The organism is Bacillus sp. XF8 (assembly GCF_017498755.1).
In the GTDB taxonomy this organism is placed as follows: domain Bacteria; phylum Bacillota; class Bacilli; order Bacillales; family Bacillaceae_G; genus Bacillus_A; species Bacillus_A bingmayongensis.
In genome coordinates, this window is record NZ_JAGDQK010000019.1 from 33,709 (window position 1) to 54,651 (window position 20,943).

At 35.5% G+C, this 20,943-nt stretch carries 25 protein-coding genes and 1 riboswitch; of the genes, 19 read left to right on the top strand and 6 right to left on the bottom strand.

The genetic code is table 11. The annotated features are described in order from the left end of the window. The first annotated feature begins 7 nt into the window (after positions 1–7). From J4P91_RS12365 to J4P91_RS12395, 7 genes are all read left to right on the top strand, one after another. Positions 8–505, top strand: a complete 498-nt coding sequence (locus tag J4P91_RS12365; RefSeq protein WP_207994354.1) for a GNAT family N-acetyltransferase — start codon at positions 8–10, stop codon at positions 503–505. A 334-nt stretch (positions 506–839) separates the two neighbouring features. After that, complete coding sequence (locus J4P91_RS12370; protein WP_207994355.1) at positions 840–1,469, top strand: YdcF family protein; 630 nt, start codon at positions 840–842, stop codon at positions 1,467–1,469. 168 nt (positions 1,470–1,637) lie between these two features. Continuing rightward, positions 1,638–1,727, top strand: a riboswitch (SAM riboswitch). Positions 1,728–1,785: 58 nt separating this feature from the next. Next, the gene (locus J4P91_RS12375; protein ID WP_207994356.1) at positions 1,786–2,604 is read left to right on the top strand and encodes a MetQ/NlpA family ABC transporter substrate-binding protein; all 819 of its coding nucleotides are present in this window, start codon (positions 1,786–1,788) and stop codon (positions 2,602–2,604) included. Positions 2,605–2,617: 13 nt separating this feature from the next. Continuing rightward, on the top strand, positions 2,618–3,778 hold the full coding sequence (locus tag J4P91_RS12380) for an acyl-CoA dehydrogenase family protein (protein ID WP_207994357.1): 1,161 nt from the start codon (positions 2,618–2,620) through the stop codon (positions 3,776–3,778). A gap of 5 nt (positions 3,779–3,783) precedes the next feature. Then, entirely contained in the window at positions 3,784–4,545 is a 762-nt protein-coding gene (locus tag J4P91_RS12385; RefSeq protein WP_207994358.1) for a methionine ABC transporter ATP-binding protein, read from the top strand. Next, positions 4,535–5,197 (top strand): methionine ABC transporter permease, encoded by a 663-nt coding sequence (locus J4P91_RS12390; protein ID WP_017151831.1) that lies wholly within the window; start codon positions 4,535–4,537, stop codon positions 5,195–5,197. The genes J4P91_RS12385 and J4P91_RS12390 overlap by 11 nt, the downstream gene beginning before the upstream one ends. A 201-nt stretch (positions 5,198–5,398) precedes the next feature. Then, positions 5,399–5,620, top strand: coding sequence for a YdbC family protein (locus J4P91_RS12395; protein WP_207994359.1), 222 nt, complete (start codon positions 5,399–5,401; stop codon positions 5,618–5,620). A gap of 156 nt (positions 5,621–5,776) precedes the next feature. On the opposite strand, the gene J4P91_RS28865 is transcribed toward J4P91_RS12395, so the two are convergent. Together J4P91_RS28865 and J4P91_RS12400 are read right to left on the bottom strand one after the other, a co-directional pair. Continuing rightward, positions 5,777–6,121, bottom strand: coding sequence for a hypothetical protein (locus J4P91_RS28865; RefSeq protein ID WP_243763829.1), 345 nt, complete (start codon positions 6,119–6,121; stop codon positions 5,777–5,779). 6 nt (positions 6,122–6,127) lie between these two features. Next, positions 6,128–7,276 carry an SH3 domain-containing protein gene (locus tag J4P91_RS12400; RefSeq protein ID WP_207994360.1) on the bottom strand — a complete coding sequence of 383 codons (1,149 nt, stop codon included), beginning with the start codon at positions 7,274–7,276 and terminating at the stop codon, positions 6,128–6,130. A gap of 397 nt (positions 7,277–7,673) precedes the next feature. Between J4P91_RS12400 and J4P91_RS12405 the strand changes: the two genes are divergently transcribed. The 11 genes from J4P91_RS12405 to J4P91_RS12455 all read left to right on the top strand — a co-directional run bounded on the left by J4P91_RS12405 (position 7,674) and on the right by J4P91_RS12455 (position 16,927). Further along, positions 7,674–8,351 carry a copper homeostasis protein CutC gene (locus J4P91_RS12405; protein WP_207994361.1) on the top strand — a complete coding sequence of 226 codons (678 nt, stop codon included), beginning with the start codon at positions 7,674–7,676 and terminating at the stop codon, positions 8,349–8,351. Between the two features lie 28 nt (positions 8,352–8,379). Continuing rightward, complete coding sequence (gene lepB, locus J4P91_RS12410) at positions 8,380–8,934, top strand: signal peptidase I (protein WP_207994362.1); 555 nt, start codon at positions 8,380–8,382, stop codon at positions 8,932–8,934. Between the two features lie 402 nt (positions 8,935–9,336). Next, positions 9,337–10,254 (top strand): aminoglycoside phosphotransferase family protein, encoded by a 918-nt coding sequence (locus J4P91_RS12415; protein WP_207994363.1) that lies wholly within the window; start codon positions 9,337–9,339, stop codon positions 10,252–10,254. 308 nt (positions 10,255–10,562) lie between these two features. Next, a complete protein-coding gene (locus J4P91_RS12420) occupies positions 10,563–11,330 on the top strand; it encodes an IclR family transcriptional regulator (protein WP_207994364.1) in 768 nt (255 codons plus the stop codon). Continuing rightward, a complete protein-coding gene (gene pxpB, locus J4P91_RS12425) occupies positions 11,330–12,037 on the top strand; it encodes a 5-oxoprolinase subunit PxpB (protein WP_207994365.1) in 708 nt (235 codons plus the stop codon). The genes J4P91_RS12420 and pxpB overlap by 1 nt, the downstream gene beginning before the upstream one ends. Next, a complete protein-coding gene (locus J4P91_RS12430; RefSeq protein WP_207994366.1) occupies positions 12,034–13,023 on the top strand; it encodes a 5-oxoprolinase subunit C family protein in 990 nt (329 codons plus the stop codon). The genes pxpB and J4P91_RS12430 overlap by 4 nt, the downstream gene beginning before the upstream one ends. A 20-nt stretch (positions 13,024–13,043) precedes the next feature. After that, a complete protein-coding gene (pxpA, locus tag J4P91_RS12435; RefSeq protein WP_207994367.1) occupies positions 13,044–13,802 on the top strand; it encodes a 5-oxoprolinase subunit PxpA in 759 nt (252 codons plus the stop codon). 20 nt (positions 13,803–13,822) lie between these two features. Next, positions 13,823–14,518, top strand: a complete 696-nt coding sequence (locus J4P91_RS12440; protein ID WP_207994368.1) for a DUF969 domain-containing protein — start codon at positions 13,823–13,825, stop codon at positions 14,516–14,518. A gap of 1 nt (position 14,519) precedes the next feature. Then, a complete protein-coding gene (locus J4P91_RS12445; protein ID WP_207994369.1) occupies positions 14,520–15,482 on the top strand; it encodes a DUF979 domain-containing protein in 963 nt (320 codons plus the stop codon). A gap of 15 nt (positions 15,483–15,497) precedes the next feature. After that, on the top strand, positions 15,498–16,145 hold the full coding sequence (gene pcp, locus J4P91_RS12450; protein ID WP_207994370.1) for a pyroglutamyl-peptidase I: 648 nt from the start codon (positions 15,498–15,500) through the stop codon (positions 16,143–16,145). 68 nt (positions 16,146–16,213) lie between these two features. Further along, positions 16,214–16,927: an NAD-dependent protein deacylase gene (locus tag J4P91_RS12455; protein WP_207994371.1), complete on the top strand. Its 714-nt coding sequence runs from the start codon at positions 16,214–16,216 to the stop codon at positions 16,925–16,927. Positions 16,928–17,001: 74 nt separating this feature from the next. Here J4P91_RS12455 and J4P91_RS12460 read toward each other — a convergent pair whose 3' ends face one another. After that, complete coding sequence (locus J4P91_RS12460; RefSeq protein WP_207994372.1) at positions 17,002–17,763, bottom strand: class I SAM-dependent methyltransferase; 762 nt, start codon at positions 17,761–17,763, stop codon at positions 17,002–17,004. 779 nt (positions 17,764–18,542) lie between these two features. Here J4P91_RS12460 and J4P91_RS12465 point away from each other — a divergent pair. Further along, complete coding sequence (locus J4P91_RS12465) at positions 18,543–19,322, top strand: TerC family protein (protein ID WP_207994373.1); 780 nt, start codon at positions 18,543–18,545, stop codon at positions 19,320–19,322. Positions 19,323–19,361: 39 nt separating this feature from the next. Here the strand turns inward: J4P91_RS12465 and J4P91_RS12470 are convergent, their stop codons facing one another. The 3 genes from J4P91_RS12470 to J4P91_RS12480 form a co-directional block, all read right to left on the bottom strand. Next, on the bottom strand, positions 19,362–19,670 hold the full coding sequence (locus J4P91_RS12470) for an iron-sulfur cluster biosynthesis family protein (protein ID WP_207994374.1): 309 nt from the start codon (positions 19,668–19,670) through the stop codon (positions 19,362–19,364). 97 nt (positions 19,671–19,767) lie between these two features. Further along, on the bottom strand, positions 19,768–20,277 hold the full coding sequence (locus J4P91_RS12475; RefSeq protein ID WP_207994375.1) for a GNAT family N-acetyltransferase: 510 nt from the start codon (positions 20,275–20,277) through the stop codon (positions 19,768–19,770). Then, positions 20,274–20,846, bottom strand: coding sequence for a GNAT family N-acetyltransferase (locus J4P91_RS12480; protein ID WP_207994376.1), 573 nt, complete (start codon positions 20,844–20,846; stop codon positions 20,274–20,276). The genes J4P91_RS12475 and J4P91_RS12480 overlap by 4 nt, the downstream gene beginning before the upstream one ends. Positions 20,847–20,943: the final 97 nt, after the last annotated feature.

Sequence of the window (20,943 nt, forward strand, 5' to 3'; positions counted from 1 at the left end):
GGTTTATATGGCAAGCATTGAAACAAAGAGACTAAAGATGATTCCTTTTACATTAGAACTTGTAGAGGCAACGATAAAAGGAAGGGAAGAGCTTCAAGAAATCATACCGTATAAAATATCTTTAGAATGGCCAATGCCTGATTATAAAGATATTTTACCTTGGATTGCTGAAGGTTTACGAAAAAATCCAGAACAAAGTAAGTGGAGTGGGCTAATTATTCATAAGGAAGATAATATCATCATTGGTGATATGGGGTGTAAAGGTGCACCCGATTCAATCGGAACAGTTGAAGTTGGATATAGTATAGTATCAAGTTATCAAGGAAATGGTTATGCGACTGAAATGGTGAGAGCCTTTGTAGAATGGTTGCAGCAGAATGAGGAAGTACAAACGATTCAAGCAGATTGTTTCACCAGTAACGTTGCTTCAAGTAGAGTGTTAGAAAAAGCAGGCTTTACATGTGTACTTGAGGAACAACATATGAAATATTGGATTGTAAAGTGAAGTGGAAGAGGTATACGTCCCTAAGAGGGGAAAATATACCTCTTTTTCTTACAAAATGATTACTTCTTTTATATACTTTTGTTTCATCATTCCCTTCTGTGAAGAAATTCGTTACAATGGAGTTATATGAGAAATTTGTACATAAATCAAATTCATAAAGTATGAACCACACATAATAGTAAATTAAAAATCCTCTATTTGAATGAAAACCCTTTATAGCACGAATCGATTGTTGAGAAAAGTGCCTTCTTTCAAATAAACTCAAATGTAATGATTCAAAAAAGGATCATTTTAAATTAATAGAAGTATGGATGATGCACGGAGGCTAGTACAAATGAAACAAAATAAGAAAAATAAAAAAAGAAGAATCTTGCAAGTGTTCTTGCTTATGATTAGTTCTATGATTCTATTTGTAAGTTATGTAGCTTACGATATTTGGAGTTATCGCTTTAAAACAGATGAGGTACCTACAGATGCTGCTGTTGTACTAGGAGCGGCTTCTTGGAACGGAAAACCGTCTCCTGTATTTCGCGAAAGAATCAATCATGCGATTTCCTTGTACAAGAATGGAAGTATTAAAAAAATTATTTTTACAGGTGGTACCAAATTTGAAGCGGAGCAGGAAGAAGCACGTACTGCGAAAGCGTATGCATTAAAGCATAACGTAAAGGATGAAGACATATTAATTGAAACACAGTCACGTTTTACAGAAGATAATTTAAAGAATGCTAAGCAGGTCGGAATTGACAATGGCTTACATACATACACGATTGTAAGTGATCCTCTTCATATGAAGCGAGCGATGAGAATAGCGAAGCATATTGGGATGGATGCGTATGCATCACCAACTCCAACATCAGCATATAAAACATTAGATACAGAAATTCCGTTCTTTTTTAAAGAATTATGTTCTTATATTGGGTATGTTGCATCGTTACCTTTACGTATTTTAAAAGGTGATTAAAAAGCAAGAAAAGGATAGATAAAGGCAGAGTAATTCTGCTAAGTCTATCCTTTTTTATGTAAGTACGGTTTGAATTTTCTATAACTTAACAAATTATAGAATTTTTTTCGATTAAAACCTTGTATTTTCATCGGAATAGTGACACAATAGAGGGCATAATCAAATATAATCTTATCGAGAGAAGTGGAGGGAACGGCCCAATGAAACTTCAGCAACCTGAAAGAGAATGAAAAGGTGCTAATTCCGAGTAGATAAGAAGGAAAAGAGATGACAACCTTCTTATATGTAAGGTTGTTTTTTAGTAGGAGGAGAGAAGATGAAGCGTTTATTTTTTACACTTGTAAGTATTGTATGTAGTTTATTTGTTATTACTGGTTGTACGCAGTCATCAGCGGGCGATCAAAAAGAAATTCGTTTAGGTTTTACGCCTGGTCCGTATAGTGATCAAGTGAAAAAATCCGTACAACCGTATTTAGAGAAAAAGGGGTATAAAATTAAAATTGTAGAGTTTAATTCACCAAACGAAACAAATCCCGCACTAACGAATAAGGATATTGATGCAAATATATTTCAAAGTACTGCTTTTATGGAATCTTACGCAAAAGAAAATAATGCGAAAATTTCAAGCATTATTCAAGTTCCATCAGCACCTCAAGGTGTATACTCTGAAAAACATAAATCATTAGATGATTTGAAAGATGGAATGAAAATCGGGGTACCAAATGATCCGGTTAATTTAGAACGTGCATTACGTATTTTAGAAGGCATTGGCTGGGTGAAATTAAAAGAAAATGTAAATATTTTAACAATTTCCGAAAAAGATATAACGTTTAAAAAGAAAGATTTTAAATTGGTACCGCTTGAATCACCACAAATCCCAAGGGCAATGAAAGATTTAGATTACGGTATTATTAACGGAAACCTTGTCATTTCATCTGGACATAAGTTAAAAGAAGCACTGGAATTAGAAAAAACGCCATCACAACATAGAATTATTGTTACTGTTCGTGATGAAGATAAGGAAAAAACATTTGCTAAAGATTTAATTGAGGCATATCATTCACCAGAATTTAAAAAGATGATTCAATCTGAAGAACAATTTGAAGGTTTTGTTTTACCAGACTACTTAAAGTAAAGGAGATTTTCATATGACGCTCACGTTTGTAGAAACAGAAGAACAGCTTCTCATATTAGAGAAAATAAAAGGATTAACTCCTAAGTTTGCGGAAAGAGAACATCAACTGAGTGAACTGGGATCTTTTCCTTTTGAAAATATTAAAGATTTACAGAATATTGGTTATACAAAGTTAACCCTCCCGAAAGACTTTGGGGGAAAAGCTATTTCATTATATGATTTTGTTTTATTTCAAGAGAAAATTGCAGAGGGTGATGGAGCAACGGCTCTATCAATTGGTTGGCATCTTGGAATTGTGAAAGAGCTTGCTGAAAATCGGTCGTGGAAACCTGATATGTTTTCTTGGTTTTGCGAAGAAGTAAAAAAAGGTGCTCTCTTTAACCGAGCGGCAACAGAACCAAAAACAGGGAGTCCAACGCGGGGCGGAAAACCAGAAACGTTAGCTGTACAAAAAGGTAATAAATGGATTGTAAACGGAAGAAAGACTTTTACAACGATGGCACCAGTGCTCGATTATTTCATCATATCTGCGAGCATCGAAGGGCGAGATGAGATCGGTGAATTTATTATTCCAAGACATGAAAAGGGTGTGATTATTGAGGAGACATGGGATAGTGTTGCGATGCGTGGAACTGCTAGCCATGATCTTGTATTACAGAATGTTGAAATCCCGAATAAATTCTTTACAGATATAAAAGGTTCAAAGTCGAAACCAAAAGGAATTGGATGGTTACTTCATATACCAGCATGCTATTTAGGGATTGCACAGGCTGCAAGAAATTATGCCATTGATTTCGCAAAATCATATCAACCGAATAGTCTCAATCATCCTATTAGCTTACTCCCTAATGTTCGAAGATTAGTTGGAGAATTAGAGCTAGAACTCTTGCAGGCTCGTACTTTTTTATACCAAGTTGCTAAAAAATATGATGCCGTAGAAGATAAACAAACCTTACAAGCGGAATTAGCAGCGGCGAAATATATTGCGACGAATGCGGCGATATCGGTTGTTGATAAAGCGATGCGAATTGTTGGGGCAAAAAGCTTATCTGAGAAAAATCCATTACATCGCTATTATTTAAATGTTCGTGCTGGTTTACACAATCCACCAATGGATGATGTAACACTCTCATTATTAGCAGACGATGCCTTTAAATCAAATGAAAAGGAGTGAACGAAATGATAACGTTACGCGATATAAATAAAACCTTTCAGACGAAAGAAGGTGTATTTCACGGTGTAAAATCAGTCTCTTTGCAAATTGAAGAACATGATATATATGGAATTGCTGGTTTAAGTGGTGCCGGAAAGTCGACGTTATTACGTACAATGAATTTACTGGAAAAACCAGATTCTGGATCGGTGATTGTAAATGGGGAAGATTTAACAAAGTTATCCAAGAAAGATTTGCGAACCGCAAGACAGTCAATCGGTATGATTTTTCAGCATTTTCATCTTCTTCATAATAAAAATGTATCGGATAATATTGCCTTACCATTAGAATTGAAATCAGTTTCAAAAGAAGAGAAAGAAAAACGAGTGAGAGAATGTTTAGAAATTGTTGGCTTAAGTGATAAAGCACATCATTTTCCTTCTCAATTAAGCGGTGGGCAAAAACAGCGTGTTGCGATTGCTCGTGCATTAGCAAATGATCCAAAAGTATTACTTTGTGATGAACCGACATCGGCACTCGATCCGAAAACGACACTATCTATTTTGCAATTTTTACAAAAGATAAATAAAGAGTTAGGAGTTACAATCGTAATTGTAACTCATGAAATGAATGTAATTAAACAAATTTGTAATAAAGTAGCAGTGATGGAAGAAGGAGAAGTTGTTGAATCATTCCACTTACGTGATCAACACTTAAAACCAACATCAGAAATTGCGAAGCTTCTATTAGGTATAGAGGAAGAGAGGGGCATGGCACATGTTCAATAATGTTATTCCGCTGCTTCCAGAGATTTGGACATCACTTTTACAAACATTATTAATGGTTGGACTCTCAGTTGGAGCAGCAATTATTTTAGGTGTTCCTTTAGGTGTAATTTTATATTTTACAAGTAAAGGACAAATTTTGGAACAAAATATTGTCCATCGTATTTTAAATGGCATTGTAAATATTATTCGCTCATTTCCATTTATTATTTTGCTAGTGGCTCTTGTACCACTTACAAGAACTTTATTAGGAACTACAATTGGTCCAATTGCTGCAACGATTCCTTTATCAGTAGCAGCAATCCCTTATTTTGCGAGACTCGTAGAGCAAGCACTGCGTGAGGTTCCAAAAGGAGTAATTGAAGCTGCTGAAGCAATGGGAGCAACCCCGCTGCAAATCGTGTGGAAAGTACTACTTGTTGAAGCGCGTTCAGGTCTTGTATTAAGCTTAACTGTTTTAACGGTAAGCTTTATTTCATACTCAGCTATGGCAGGTGTTGTTGGTGGCGGCGGTGTCGGTGACTTAGCAATTCGTTTTGGTTATTATCGCTTCCAAACAGATGTTATGGTTGTTACAGTACTTATGCTTGTTGTCCTCGTTCAATCTGTTCAATTTATTGGGAATAGGATTGCTGCAAAAATTGATAAAAGGTAAGTATGAAAAAGGGCTTCGGTATATACCGAAGCCTTTTATAGTGAAAAATGAATTGCTAAAGGTATTCTACTAAGTTCAAACAATCGGTGGAGTTCATAATAAATCGGAGGTAGATGTGTGGAAAATTAGCTCTATCGATATAGATATGAGAGAATGTAGGAGATCTAAATAGGGAATATATATTTTAAAGGGGGAATAACAGTGGCGGAAATTAAATTTGATATTAAAGAAACATTTGGAGCGTTATCACAGTCACCTAAAGGCTGGAATAAAGAGCTCAATTTAATGAGTTGGAACGGAAAAGAGCCAAAATATGATCTGCGTGATTGGGCGCCTGAGCATGACAAAATGGGGAAAGGTGTCACATTGACGGTTGAAGAATTAAAAGCATTAAAAGATATTTTAAACCGTATGGAGTTATAAAAACGAAATGCTTGTGCAGAGAAAACCACTTTTGAATCATTATTTCAAAAGTGGTTTTCTAGTACATATAACATTTCATTCTAGAGTTATTTTTAAATTGTACTCTACAATAGAAACTAGATGTTACTTTTGCATGAGCATATATGTCAGAAAAGACTATATGATCTTTGCCTCTTCGTCTTCTTTTTTGTGATGTTCAGGCGTGTAGATATATTGGGATACGATAAGGAGAACGCTTATAAAAAATACAGGAAACATACTCGATATAAATAGACCATCATACTTTAAATTAATGATTAGACATACAATAATAATGAGTGATGTATATAGATGAGAAATGTGTTTTCTTAATCGTATTTTAAATATTTCTCGCAATATTTCACAGCATACAAATAGAATGAGCATACTTAAAAAAATTACATTTGTATCATAAATAATGAAACAACAGATTAGGCCGAAAAAGGCTAGGTATTCAATGAGTAATGGAATATTACGTGGCATAACATGTTACCTTACTAAGTAAGGAAGTGGATCAACGGCATTTGTTTTTTCAAAATTCCATTCCCCATTATGTAATTCGAAATGAAGATGTTGCCCAGTTGAATGTCCAGTATTCCCCATCTGCCCCAACACTTGTCCAGTTTGAACGCGATCTCCAGCTTGTACAGATCGGTTTTTCATATGTGCATAAACAGTTGTATATAATTTTCCTTTTATGTAATGAGTGACGAATACGACGTTTCCATAGCTACTAGAATAGTAGGATTTGATAACTTTTCCAGCAGCTGCAGCGCGAATAGGCTTATCTCCAGTTGCCGTAAAATCGACACCATAATGCATTTGCCCCCATCTGACTTCGAAGTTTGAGCTAACTTGTCCTTGTGTTGGAAATTTAAAAACAGCAGGGATAGAAGGGGATGAAGATTTTTCTTGCTGTTTATTTTGTAATACATAATGCTGTGCAACATATCCATATCCAGAGCCAAAACGAATTTTATACCATGTACCTATCGTGCCTACTACTTGTATTTGTGTCCCATTTTGCAAGGAACCAATAACAGCAGTATTTGTTCCTGCACCACTTCTTACCCTTAGTTTAGGAGTTGCAACATAATAAGAATTATTTTGTATAGTGATTCCTTTAACGAATGGTTGTGAGTTATGTGATACAAATTCTTTTTTTACATATCCTATTTTTCCGTTGTGAGAGATGAGATACCAGTCATTATGCGTTTCTTGTACAGAGATAAATGTCCCGTTTGGTAATACGTCAAGGATTGATGATTGTATACTCGGTTCTGAACGAAGGTTTAAAGCATTTGTATTTACGATATATCGGTTACGCTGTTGATCTAATTTTGTCAACGACAAATTAGATTTTTGTATGTAACCAATTTTGTTTTGAGCGTTTACTTTATACCAGTCATGTGTAGTTTCGAGAATGGTAACAGGTGTATTGTATGAAATACTGCCAAGGGAATCACCATTTGTTGTATTTTCTTGATATAGTTGGACGTTATCAAGTTTTACATATCCGATTTTTACGTTGTTTTTTGGCTGTACAGCAGCTGTTTGCATATCCGCTTCAGTAATTGATGGGAGAAGAGAAGTAACTGCGACAGTTGCTAACGTCAATGTTGTAGCTTTCATATTCATCGTATAATGAGCCCCCTTGTATAATTTGTGACAAAATTTAGAATTATATTAAAAGAATAACAGAAATATAAGGATTATGGAAATAAATGAAAGGGATTTTTGGTTTTCTCAACATAAGTTTTATTCGTGCGATAATATTTGGAGAAATCTATAAAATATTTGATGGTTTAAGTGATGCGTGGAAATTCTCCGATATTCTCTAGGAAGATTAACTGTTTTATAGAATTGACAGACTTCATGTGATAACCGTAACAGTTTTGAAAAAATAATAAATCTGTTAGGGATTTTTGAAATCTTTCTTTTCAATTCTTTTTTTTATGTTTTATATGAGAAACCTAGGTTTCTTATTTATGCTGCGGTATAATAATGTGGAAAAAGTACGAAAAGAGGTAGTTTCATGCTAGAAGTCATTGCAACTTGTTTAGAAGATGTGAAACAAATTGAAAAATCTGGTGGAAATCGAATTGAGCTAATTTCAGCATATACAGAAGGTGGGTTAACGCCAAGTTATGCGTTTATAAAAAAAGCGGTGAAAGCAGTAAGTATACCGATCCATGTTATGATTCGTCCCCATGCTAAGTCATTTATATATACAGCAGAAGAAATCGAAATGATGAAAGAGGACATACAAATTGCGCAAGAACTTGGTGCAGCAGGTGTTGTTTTAGGTGTGTTAAATGAACGAAATCAAATTGATGAAGAAAAATTAACAGATTTATTATCTGTTGTAAATGGGATTAATGTAACGTTTCATCGTGCAATTGATGAAGCCCCTGATTTAATCGAGGCAGTTCAAACATTACGTAATTTTGAAAAGATAACCCATATTTTAACCTCTGGTGGTCAAGGGAAGATAGAAGAGAATATTCCTGTACTTTATGAAATGCAAAGAGTAAGTCAAGGCGATATCCAGCTCATTGCTGGAAGTGGCGTGACAAAAGAAAATATAAAGCGACTATTGAATGAAACAGGAATTTCAGAAGCACATGTTGGTACTGCAGTTCGAGAAGGTAAATCTTGTTTTGCTGAAATTGATCAAAAATCTGTACAAGAGTTAGTAAACTTAATAAAGTAATTTTTATGACAGAAGGAGAGGGAAATAGATGAAAGAAAGCAGGAAAAAAGAAATCGTTTCATGGATTAAAACAATCGGAATAACACTAGGAATCGCTATTGTTGTACGAGGTGTTTTATTCACTCCTTCATTAGTACAAGGTGAATCTATGATGCCTACTTTAGAAAATAATGAGCGTGTTCTTGTAAATAAAATTGGTTTTAATATACAAGGTTTGGATCGGTTTGATATTATTGTTTTTCATGGGAAAGAAGGATATGATTTAGTGAAGCGAGTAATTGGCTTACCAGGAGATACGATTGAGTATAAAAATGACGTCTTGTACGTGAATGGAAAAGCAGTTGATGAACCATATTTAGCCGATTACAAGGCCGAGGTATCTAAAGGGAAATTAACTCCTGATTTTACATTAGAACAAAAAACGGGGAAAACAAAAGTGCCAGAAGGCCAAGTGTTTGTGTTAGGAGATAATCGTCAAGTTTCCAAAGATAGCCGTATGTTTGGTTTTGTTTCTGAAGATCAAATTGTTGGAAAAGGTGAGGCGGTATTTTGGCCGTTGCAACAAGTAAGAGCATTACATTAAAGAGAAGGTTTTCATTTATGCGCAACAAGCATTGAATGTTCATTTAGGCAGTTTGGATAATACGGAAAAACAATAGAAATAGCATATGAAAACGAGTATGAAATCGCAAAGGTTTTATACTCGTTTTTTGTTGTCAAGCAAGGATTTAGCATTTACTATATTTTATCCCGCATTAACGGGCAGTAAGACCCCCACCTCAAAATTCAGCAAAAGCAAAGAAGTTAGGTGGGGAATCAACTGCCCGTAAAGGCTCGATTGGTTCAACTAATAATCAGTGGGGGATGAAGAAAACCCCTACTGATTAAAGTTTCACTTTATCCAAAACACCAGGTAATGTTTTGACAGATATTGTATGAGGTGTTATTCTATTTTTCTGAAATTTCCTGTAGAGAGAGTGAGAATATGTCATACTTGATTCACGATATAATTGATGAATTACCGTGTCTAAATGGACATTCATCTATCAAAAAAATTGAAAAGGGGTATTCATTAGATAGTAAGTACATTGTCAACGTAGGGAATAACAATTATTTTCTGCGTGTTTCAGACACAAAACAAAATGATAAGAAAGAATTAGAATTTACATTACTTAAAGAATTAGATAGATTACATGTAAAAACCCACAAACCGATAGAATATAGCGTATTAAGGGATAAAGAACTATCTTTGATGGTAATGAGCTATATTGAAGGAACCCCTGCAAATGAAGTGATTGCTTATATATCTGATGAAACGCAATATAAAATCGGACTAGCCGCAGGAAAAGAATTAAGAAAAATTCATCAAGTTAAATCTCCAAAACATATAAACTGGGAGGAAGTTCAAAAAAAGAAATTTAGCTTTTATTTAAATAAGTATAAAAGAGATAACTTCCAACTTCAAAAGGACGATAAAATAATCATGTTTATTGAGGATAACATATCTTTATTAAAGAATAGACCAGTAACATTACTTCATGATGATTTTCATTTAGGACATGTAATAGTACTTCATGATAATTATAATGGAGTAATTGATTTTAACGGATATGACTTTGGTGACCCATATCATGATTTCTATAACCTTTCATTATTTAGTAGAAGACAAAGTATCCCTTTTTGTATTGGGCAGATACAAGGTTATTTTCGATACGAACCTGACGAAACATTTTGGCGGTTGTACGCACTGTATGCCGCGATGAATGTATTTTCTACCATTGTATGGACTAGAAAAAATGACCCCACATCATTTAATGATGCCTTAGAAAGAATTGACTTCATATTAAGAGACCATGAGTTTTTTAATTTGAATACTCCTATATGGTATAAATCCTTTGAATAATTTACTTTATTAATGAGGGCTTTCATTTAGTGCCGCCTTTAAAAAGATAAGCTCAGAGCCATAAAATCTGAGCTTTTTTACGTGCTATTTACTGTGTGATTTAAGTTGCGATTTTTAATGTTATTTAGGCTATGATTAGAGATTTTCTCCACAACAGTTGAACTACACTACTTCATGTGTATCTCAATGCTTTTATTATTTGAGAAAACTATTGTTTAAAAAGAAAGAATATTTTATAATTTTAAATTATATATTTGTTTCGAAAAACGGAATTCTTGTTCCGAATTTTGGAACTTAGGGGAGTTAAGATGAGTTTAAATAAAACGGCAGTAAAGACGATGGATATTTTAGAATTATTTTATGAACATGAAGAGCTAACATTGACAGAAATGGTTCAGCATACGGGAATGCCTAAAACATCTGTATATCGTTTGATTGGTTCGCTTGAAGAAATGAGTTTTTTACAAAAGACAACAAAGGGAACATATAGGCTGGGATTAGTATTTTTAAGATTTGGTCAACTCGTGTCGAAGCGATTGTCAGTACGAAATATTGCAAAGCCATATATGAAAGAGCTCAGGGATTCTCTTGGTCAAGCTGTCAATTTAATTATTCGAGATGCAAATGAGGCAATTTATATTGAAAAAATGGATGGAGATCAACCGGTAAGAGTATATACAGAGATTGGAAGGCGGGCTCCTTTGTATGCAGGAGCATGCCCTCGTATTTTACTTTCATATTTTTCAGAAGAAGATCAAATGCAGTATATGGAGAAAGTACAATTAAAGCGATTTGCAGATGGAACGATAGTGGATAAAGAAGAGCTGCAAAGCCGATTACGTAAGGCGAAGAGAGAAGGATATACGATAAGTTATTCGGAACTTGAGAATCATACAGCTGCAATTGCAGCACCTGTTTTTGCAAGTGATAGTCGTGTAATAGCTGGTATTAGTATTTCAGGATTAGAAATAGAGTATAATGAATCGACAATTCCAAACTTTATTACAAAAGTAAAAGAAACAGCGCATCAAATTTCGAAAGAACTTGGCTGGACAGGTGAAAAGGAAGGTATATGATGAAATTTTCAGCACTAGGGGATCGAGCAGTTGTTGTTACGTTTGGAGAAAAAATTGATTTGGATATATATGAAAATGTACAAAATTTACGCGGGCTATTACAGAAAAATCCGTTTCATGGAATGATTGAGTGTGTACCTTCTTTTACTTCTTTAACGGTTTACTATGACGTATATAAGTTATGGAAGAAAAATGAAAGAAAGGTAGTACCCTATGATTTTGTATGTGAATACATGAAGCAATTGTTTAGTCATAATCAAAATAAAATACAAAAACAATATGATTGTATTTCAGTTCCTGTTTGTTATGGGGGGGAATATGGGCCTGATTTAGAAGAAGTTGCGGCGTATCATAGCCTTTGTATAGAGGATGTGATTCGTCTTCATAGTGAAGCGACTTATTTTGTTTATATGTTAGGGTTTACACCAGGTTTTCCTTATTTGGGTGGTATGCCAAAAGAACTAGAAACGCCTAGAAAACAAACACCACGTTTACAAATAACAGCTGGGTCAGTGGGGATTGGTGGCAGTCAAACAGGAATATATCCATTAGAAACACCAGGTGGCTGGAATATTATTGGCCGAACACCAATTGCGTTGTTTCAACCAAATGAAGAAAAGCCTACATATGTCCAGAGTGGAATGTATTTACGTTTTATCCCAATAACAGAGGAAGAGTACCTGGTTATGGAGGGAGTTAGAAAATGAATGTTGAGGTTTTACATGCTGGGATGTTTACAACGATTCAAGATTTAGGAAGGTATCACTATCAACAATATGGTGTGCCTGTTGGCGGTGCTATGGACCAGGTAGCATTAAGAATAATAAATATGTTAGTTGGAAATGAAGAGAAGGAAGCTGGATTAGAAATTACAATGATGGGACCGAAACTGCTTATAAAGAAAACAACGTTGCTGGCAATTGGTGGTGCGAATATGGAGCCCTTGTTAAACGGGAAGCCAATTCCACTATGGCGACCAGTGTTAGCGAAAGAAGGTAGTATGCTTTGCTTCGGGAAGGCGCAGTTTGGGTGTAGAACATATGTAACATTTGCAGGTGGAATTGATGTTGCAAGTAGTATGGGAAGTAAAAGTACATATGTAAGAGCAGCTATAGGTGGAATAGAAGGACGGGCGCTGAAAAAGGGAGACTTTTTTCAAATTAGTACACCGTCAAAATTTGCTACTTGTATGATAAAGAAATTGATGGATGAAGAAAGAATAGCAACACGTTGGGGCATATGTAATCATGTTTTACCCAAATATAATCGCAGTCCAATCATTCGCGTGATTCCAGATTTTGAATGGGATCAATTTAAGAATGAGAGTTTAGAGGCGTTTTTTACAAAAGAATATAAAGTATCAAACTACGCTGATCGTATGGGCTATAGGTTTGAAGGTGAAGAACTAAAAAGAACAGAACAATCTGAGATTTTATCGAGTGCAGTTACGTTTGGAACGATCCAAGTGCCGTCTGGTGGTCATCCAATTATCTTAATGGCAGACAGACAAACAACAGGCGGATATCCGCGAATTGGTAATGTGATATCAGTTGATTTACCTATTCTTGCGCAATTGAAACCAGGTGATTATGTCACGTTTGCAAAGACTTCTATAACAGAAGCAACGGAATTTTACATCGAACAAGAGCAAAATATGAATCTACTAAAGAAATTCATCGCTTTACAAGCGTAAAGTAGGAGGAGAAATAGGACATGGCTACTATTGATTTAAATTGTGATTTAGGAGAAGGATTTGGCGCATATCAAATAGGAAACGATGATAAAATTCTTCCTTTTGTTTCATCTGTAAATATTGCATGTGGTTTTCACGCTGGTGACCCAACTGTCATGCGCCAAACAGTTGAAAAGGCGCTGAGAAATGATGTGGAAATAGGTGCGCATCCTGGGTTTCCAGATTTAATTGGGTTTGGGAGAAGAATGATGCGTGTTTCACCAGAGGAAGTATATGATTATGTTTTATATCAAATAGGGGCATTAGATGGGTTTATAAGGGCGGCAGGAGGTAGCATGCATCATGTCAAACCACATGGCGCATTATACAATATGGCCGCTGTAGATCAAGAAATTGCAGATGCAATTGCAAAAGCGATACACAATATCAATCCGAATCTATTTCTTTATGGATTAGCGAATAGTAGATTTGTGCAAGCTGCTAAAAAATACGAGGTGAAGCTCGTGCAGGAAGCATTTGTAGATCGTACGTACCAACCAGATGGAACGTTAACAAGCCGAACAGAAGAAAATGCACTCATTAAAGGCGAAGAGGAAGCAATTAAGCAAGTGTTGCAAATGGTCCAAGAGGGGAATGTACAAGATGTTGATGGAAATCATGTATCCATAAATGCACAAACAATTTGTATACATGGTGATGGAGAGAGAGCTGTACAATTTGCAGAGAGAATATACAGAATATTGCGATTTAACAACATTTCTGTTTGTGCACCAAAATAGAATAAGGGAGAGATACATAGATGTTGAAATTAATTGGAATATTGCTTGTAGCGATTGGCTTTTTATTTCGTCTTAATACGTTATTAGTTGTTATGGTTGCAGGAATTGCAACGGGTATGATTTCAGGGATGAGTTTTCATGATGTGATTAGTATGTTTGGAAAGTTTTTCATCGAAAACAGATATATGTCGATGCCAATTTTATTAACACTTCCTGTCATTGGAATATTAGAGAGGTATGGACTGAAGGAAAGAGCGGAAGCATTAATAACGAAATCTAAAGGAGCTACAACAGGGAGAGTACTAATGTCATATTTTGCGATTCGCGAAGGATCAGCGGCGGTCGGGCTTAATATTGGTGGGCATGCACAAACAGTAAGACCGCTAGTTGCACCAATGGCAGAAGGAGCAGCACATGGACGCTATGGAAAGCTACCAGAAAAATTGAAAGAAAAAATTAAAGCAAATGCAGCGGCAGCTGAAAATACAGCATGGTTTTTTGGTGAAGATATTTTTATAGCAACAGGAGCAATTCTATTAATGAAAGGATTTTTTGATTCTGTAGGAATGCATGTTGGGGTGTGGGATATGGCGCTTTGGGGAATTCCTACTGCAATTTCGGCTTTTATTGTCAGTTGGATTCGGTTTAGACGATTTGATAAGTATATTGAAAACACAATGAAAAAAGAAGAAAAGCAAGAAAGAGAGGCGATGTAAGGTGAATCTCATAACTCTTGATACAATTTATTATCTACTAGGCATAATTGTTGCCTTTGTTGCGATTCGTGTTGCTTTTGATCGCCAGCATCCAAATCGCCTTGGTTCGAGTTTGTTTTGGGCATTATTTTCTATTACATTTTTATTTGGAAATATGATTCCGTCATTTTATATTGGTTGTATTGTATTAGCGATGGTCGTTTTAGCATCGTTGAATAAGGTAACGAAGTCTAATGAAAAAGAAGCACCTACAGAAGAACGAGTGAAACATGCGGAAAAGCTGAGAAATAAAATTTTTATGCCTGCTATTTTAATCCCTATTTTTACGATTATTGGTACATTAACATTAGGAAAGTTAAAGTTCGGAGATGTATTTCTCGTTGATCCGGATAAAGTCACATTAATTGCATTAGCTCTTGGGGCATTGCTTGCTTTTGTAGCAGCAATGGGAATCACAAAAGCAAAAATAACAGCCCCTGTACAAGAGGGAAGCAGATTATTACAAGCTGTCGGCTGGGCAGTTATTTTACCACAAATGCTAGCCGCGCTTGGAGGGATTTTTGCAAAGTCTGGTGTTGGCCAAGTTGTCTCCGATTTAGTTGGACAAGTATTGCCGACAGAATATCCATTTGTCGCTGTTATGGCATATTGTTTAGGTATGATGCTATTTACGGTTGTAATGGGGAATGCCTTCGCTGCCTTTGCTGTTATTACGGGAGGGATTGGTTTACCTCTTATCGTTCAAATGCATGGTGGTAATCCGGCGATTATGGCAGCGCTTGGAATGTTTGCAGGGTATTGTGGTACGTTGTTAACGCCAATGGCAGCAAACTTTAATGTTGTACCAGCTATGCTATTAGAATTAAAAGATAAAAATGCGGTAATTAAAGCGCAAGCACCAATCGCTATTACGATTTTTGTTATTAACATGTTTATTATGTATGGGCTCGTATATCGATTTTAGTAAGGAGTGGGAATGGTGAAGACAGTATTGTTAACAGGGTTTGAACCTTTTGGTGGAGAGGAGATTAATCCTGCCTGGGAAGTTGCAAAGCAGCTTGATGGACAAGTGATTGGAGATTACAAGATTATTAGTAAACAAGTTCCGACTGTATTTCATAAATCATTACAAGTGCTGCAGTCTTATATGAAGGAAATAGAACCAGAGCTTGTCGTATGTATCGGGCAGGCAGGAGGACGCCCAGACATTACAGTGGAACGAGTTGCAATAAATGTAGATGATGCAAGAATTGCTGATAATGAAGGAAATCAGCCAGTTGATGTACCTATTGTAGAAGGAGGGCCAGTTGCGTATTGGTCTACACTTCCAATGAAGGCTACTGTGAAAAAACTTCGGGAAGAAGGGATACCAGCTTCTGTTTCTCAAACTGCAGGTACATTTGTTTGTAATCATCTTTTTTATGGACTGATGCACATGTTGGCAAAAGAGGAAAATGAAGCTCGTGGAGGATTTATACATATTCCTTTTTTACCAGAGCAAGCAAGTAGTCATCCAGGACAACCGAGTATGTCGCTTTCAACGATTACAAAGGGAATTGAATTATTGATACGGGTCGTATTAGAGGTAGAAACGGATATTATAGAATGCGGCGGGGCAACACATTAAGTAAATATACGACATCTTTTACTACACCTGCTATAATAAAGGAAGAAATATACATAGAGGTGAGTGCTTTGCAGCAATACGAGGAAGTTCGTTCTATTATAGAAAAAGCAAATAAAATTACGGTGTTAACGGGTGCTGGGGCCAGTACTGAAAGCGGGATTCCGGATTTTCGTTCAGCAAATGGTTTATACGCAGATGCGAAAGTAGAAATGTACTTATCAAGAGGTTATTATAACCGTAGTCCAAAAGAATTTTGGAAACATTATAAAGAAATATTTCAAATTAATACGTTTCATCAATATAAACCGAACCGTGGGCATAAGTTTTTAGCAGGCTTAGAAGAAGGAAAAGACATCGCTGTATTAACACAAAATATCGATGGTTTACATCAATTAGGTGGTAGCAAACATGTTATTGATTTACACGGTACGTTGCAAACGGCTCATTGTCCAAAATGCCGAGCAAAATATGATTTAAAGTATATGATTGATCATGAAGTACCACGATGTGAAAAGTGTAATTTTATTTTAAATCCAGATGTTGTTTTATATGGTGATACATTACCACAGTATCAAAATGCGATTGAGCGTTTATATGAAACAGACGTATTACTTGTAATGGGAACTTCGCTAAAAGTGCAGCCGGTTGCATCGTTCCCGCAAATTGCAAAAAAAGAAGTAGGGGCAACGACTATTTTAGTGAATGAAGAGTTAACAGGTCAAGAGTATAATTTTGATTATGTCTTCCAGCAGAAGATTGGACAGTTTGTAGATCAATTTTAAGGATAGAATAAATAATGCATTCAAAAAAGAGTCCTAAAAGGTAATGAAGCACACCTTTTAGGGCTCTTTTCAGTTTATATATTCTGAGCTTTCATTATAAAACGATGTTGTTTCACATCGAAATACCCTTTTTGTAGGATAAGTTGATGTATCTTGTATAGTTCATTTACATATGTTTCAGTTTGAAAATTAGGTACTTGCCAAGGAATGGCTTTTAAATAATAGACGAAAGCACCGATATCATAAAATCTTTGAACGGGAAACTCTTCTTTATATTTTAAAACTTTAAAACCATGTTGCTCAAGTTCGTTTAGAGCCGCCTCTAACTTCCAATTTGTAAATTCAGGATTGAGTGGTACTCCGAGTGTCTCATTGATTTCCGCACAATCTAAGCCACCTACTTGTTGCGTAAGAAAGATGCCATTTGGAGAAAGGATCCTTTTTACTTCGGAAGCAGAGTAGGATTCATGTTGATTTAAAATCAAATCGAATTGTCTGTTATCAAACGGTAAGGCGTTGTCATCCGTTACTTCTACAACTGTTACACCTAAAGGTTCTAACTTCTTTTTTGCTATTGGGATATTGGGTGTATAACCTTCAGTCGCATAAATAGTGGAAGGGAAAGGTCTTAACAGGGACAAAAATTCACCGCCGCCTGTTCCCATATCAAGTACGGAAGTAGTATTTTGAATAAGGGAAAAAGCCATGCTACCGTAAGACCAAGAAAGCAACTGACTTTTCATACGATCAGTTTCTGTAATAAAGGAAAAATCCCATCCGCTAAAGCTCTTGTTTGCATTTTCTAAAAGTGCTAAAAATAATTTGTCATTTTTCATGTTAGATCCTCCTGTTTATTATATGAATAGTGAATAAACAGTGGAGGAGGCCCTCTAATTACAATATACGGTTGTTACGTTTCGTGTTCTAGGATTTTCATATGGAATCACTCCTGGCAAAAAAGTATGTTGTTTTACCTTCTAGGTTTGTGAGTATAATACCTTCTAAAAGTAAAAATAAAATCGATGTAGCTATGGTATTGAACTACCCCATACCCATCAAGCATACAAAAGCAAATACCCCAAAACGAGAAAATTGACATCTCCAGATGAAAATGTACAAAATTTTTGTTTTGGGGACACTTCAAGCTACACCAAAAACAAATTACTAAAACTGCAACAACGTTTTTAGACAAAATAATCTTTAGCGCAAAGAATTCACGGTTTTTATCATAAATAATGTTTTATGATAATAAAGTTGTTTAAAAAAATGCCAGTCATGCTAATTAGCAGTACTTTTTGTAACCGCCAAGTTGAATTGGTTCTTACGCACTTTTGGTGAAGAGCTTTATAAAAGTATATTTTTATGATTTTTTGCCATTAAAGTCACAACTTAATTTCAAGTTGTCCAACTGTGTGTTGTTTCAATATATACTATGAGAAGCACAATCTAAACTTGGGTTTTTGTTTTTGATTGAAATTATAACAAATAGAGGACAGAGAAGTAACTGTCAAAAAATTTTAGCCATATGTTTTAGGATTTCATTTGGCTTAATGGGAAATTCTATTGTTAGCAAAGCTTTTACCTGGATTTTTAGTTTTAGAAAGGAGAGAAGTAGATGGAGTCATTATGGCTAGAGTATGCTTGGACATTATTAATTCTAATCGGATTAGAAGGATTGTTATCGGCTGACAACGCCCTTGTACTAGCAGTTATAGCCAAGCATTTACCCGAAGAGCAGAAAAAAAGAGCTATAAATTACGGAATCATTATGGCCTTCGCTTTCCGATTTGCTGCCCTTTTTGCCATTTCATTTATTGCAAATGTCTGGCAGATACAGGCAATAGGAGCAGCTTATCTTCTTTACCTAGGATTAAAGCATGTCATTCAGGCACGATTCGGAAAAGACAATAAGAATATTCATAAGGACGATGAAAAGGAATCGGCGGGCAAAGGCTACTGGTCCACAGTAGGAAAGATTGCAGTAGCTGACCTTGCTTTTGCAATTGATTCGATACTAGCTGCAGTTGCTCTTGCTCTGGGTCTTCCAGATTCACCGCTAGACGATTTCGGTGGTATGGATGGAGGTCAGTTCATTGTTGTTCTTCTTGGAGGTATTGCCGGACTTGTCTTAATTAAATTTGCAGCAATCTGGTTTGTGCAACTTCTTGAAAAACGTCCAGCATTGGAAACAACAGCATATGCAATTGTTGCATGGGTCGGTGTCAAACTTGCTGTAATTACACTTGCCCATGAGGATATTGGTGTCTTAGATCATCATTTTCCACACAGTACATCTTGGACTTTGATCTTCTATGGAGTATTAGTCGGTATTGCCCTAATTGGTTGGTTTGCACCGAGAGATAAGTCATTTCAGAAAAATTCTACAAGGGAATAATGAAGAATCCCCCACGCTTCGGTTAAGAAATAGGGGGGACTATTCATTTTTTATCGATAAGCCATATACAAGTGTCTCACTAGGGATCGTAATACTAAAACCGGTTGTTTTATAATCGAGTTTTAACGTATCTCCTGTATAGTCTTTTGTAAAATCATCCATTTGAATGATAAGCTGCTCATCTTCATAAACAACTTCGTTCGAATTATACTCATCGAAAATTAAATCAATATCAACAAATATACTACAAGAGTTTGTCATTGTTCCTCTAATACGTATGATGTTTTTGTTATTTGCGTTGAATTTATGTAGTACTGCTTTTGCCTTATCAGTTACGCGAATGTTCATGGAATCCCAACCTTTGTTTATAGTTCTTATTCTATTATTGCAAAAACATGAGAAATAGGGAAGGAAAGGGATTCAATGAATGATAAGTGTATAGGAATCACGGTTTGAAAAGTAAGGATGGTACTGTAAATGTTTGTGTTAAGCATAACTCGTCATTACTCACTTTCTCAACTTCTTCATACTGAATTTCATTCTTTTGGTAGAATTTTTTCCAGAAATTCACCGCTGCTTTATTGCTTTTTAATTGCATTACATAATAGGTTCCTTCGTGCTGCTTTAACAGTTCTAGAATTGCTAGCTCTGCTATCTTTTTTCCACGGTACGCTTTTAATATGAAAAGATCGTTAATGCAGCAGTCTGTTCCTGATACGGTGAATGGTGGTTTCGCGAATAGAAGAAATCCGACATATTTTTCTTCAAATGTAATGAAGTAAGGAGAAAGCTCATCACGGTTAAAAATAAGTTCAAAAGCATCAAATTCAAAAAATCCATTCTCATTCGGATGAAGGGTAGAGGAGAATTCGGATAAATCATGTAAGTATAACGAATAAAAATTTCTTAATATCTCTCTTTGCTCTGTAGAAACAGCTTCAAGGGTAATATTCATTTTAATCCCGCCTTTTGTAAAAATAACTCCTTTGAAATCTGAAAGTACAGCATACCTTCATACTCGTGGAGAGATTTCTCTAAGTTTTGTACAGTTTCTTTGAATTGAAATCCAAGTTTTTCTAATACATGAATAGATTTTTTGTTTTCTGGAAAGACGGAGGCCATAATCGTTTCGATTCCAATGATTGAAAAAGCATATTGTAAAAGAGCTGATGTTGCTTCGGTTGCATACCCTTTTCCCCATGTATCATGAGAAAGTGCGTAATATAGTTCAGTTGAAGCTGGTTCGAAATCAGAGGGACCTAATCCGCAGTAACCTATGAATTTTTGAGAAATGTTTTCTATAATAGAAAGATTGAATTTAGCGATATGGTTTATAGAATTCTTTTTATTCATGTCTATGCTCCAGCTGATGATATCTTCAATTTCCTTGTACGAATAAATAGGTTCTGGGATATAGAGGTGTACTTCAGGTTGTTTTTGCAATTCATATAAGGCTGGTGCATCAGTAATTTGATAAGGGCGTATATGTAATCTTTCTGTTTCAAGTTTTGCATTTATAAACATGCGGCACCTTCTTTATATAAAAAATTCACACATAATACACTGTTCGACAAAAAGTAAATATATCCTTTCAATAGAGACATTCATTTAGATGAAGTGA

Coding starts and splice junctions, on each gene's coding strand:
- pxpB (WP_207994365.1), top strand. CDS start 11,330: ATGAAATTTTCAGCACTAGGGGATCGAGCAGTTGTTGTTACGTTTGGA.
- J4P91_RS12430 (WP_207994366.1), top strand. CDS start 12,034: ATGAATGTTGAGGTTTTACATGCTGGGATGTTTACAACGATTCAAGAT.
- J4P91_RS12415 (WP_207994363.1), top strand. CDS start 9,337: ATGTCATACTTGATTCACGATATAATTGATGAATTACCGTGTCTAAAT.
- J4P91_RS12390 (WP_017151831.1), top strand. CDS start 4,535: ATGTTCAATAATGTTATTCCGCTGCTTCCAGAGATTTGGACATCACTT.
- J4P91_RS12460 (WP_207994372.1), bottom strand. CDS start 17,763: ATGAAAAATGACAAATTATTTTTAGCACTTTTAGAAAATGCAAACAAG.
- lepB (WP_207994362.1), top strand. CDS start 8,380: ATGAAAGAAAGCAGGAAAAAAGAAATCGTTTCATGGATTAAAACAATC.
- J4P91_RS12400 (WP_207994360.1), bottom strand. CDS start 7,276: ATGAATATGAAAGCTACAACATTGACGTTAGCAACTGTCGCAGTTACT.
- J4P91_RS12440 (WP_207994368.1), top strand. CDS start 13,823: ATGTTGAAATTAATTGGAATATTGCTTGTAGCGATTGGCTTTTTATTT.
- J4P91_RS12420 (WP_207994364.1), top strand. CDS start 10,563: ATGAGTTTAAATAAAACGGCAGTAAAGACGATGGATATTTTAGAATTA.
- J4P91_RS12405 (WP_207994361.1), top strand. CDS start 7,674: ATGCTAGAAGTCATTGCAACTTGTTTAGAAGATGTGAAACAAATTGAA.
- J4P91_RS28865 (WP_243763829.1), bottom strand. CDS start 6,121: ATGCCACGTAATATTCCATTACTCATTGAATACCTAGCCTTTTTCGGC.
- J4P91_RS12470 (WP_207994374.1), bottom strand. CDS start 19,670: ATGAACATTCGCGTAACTGATAAGGCAAAAGCAGTACTACATAAATTC.
- J4P91_RS12465 (WP_207994373.1), top strand. CDS start 18,543: ATGGAGTCATTATGGCTAGAGTATGCTTGGACATTATTAATTCTAATC.
- J4P91_RS12380 (WP_207994357.1), top strand. CDS start 2,618: ATGACGCTCACGTTTGTAGAAACAGAAGAACAGCTTCTCATATTAGAG.
- J4P91_RS12365 (WP_207994354.1), top strand. CDS start 8: ATGGCAAGCATTGAAACAAAGAGACTAAAGATGATTCCTTTTACATTA.
- J4P91_RS12370 (WP_207994355.1), top strand. CDS start 840: ATGAAACAAAATAAGAAAAATAAAAAAAGAAGAATCTTGCAAGTGTTC.
- J4P91_RS12375 (WP_207994356.1), top strand. CDS start 1,786: ATGAAGCGTTTATTTTTTACACTTGTAAGTATTGTATGTAGTTTATTT.
- J4P91_RS12475 (WP_207994375.1), bottom strand. CDS start 20,277: ATGAATATTACCCTTGAAGCTGTTTCTACAGAGCAAAGAGAGATATTA.
- J4P91_RS12480 (WP_207994376.1), bottom strand. CDS start 20,846: ATGTTTATAAATGCAAAACTTGAAACAGAAAGATTACATATACGCCCT.
- pxpA (WP_207994367.1), top strand. CDS start 13,044: ATGGCTACTATTGATTTAAATTGTGATTTAGGAGAAGGATTTGGCGCA.
- J4P91_RS12385 (WP_207994358.1), top strand. CDS start 3,784: ATGATAACGTTACGCGATATAAATAAAACCTTTCAGACGAAAGAAGGT.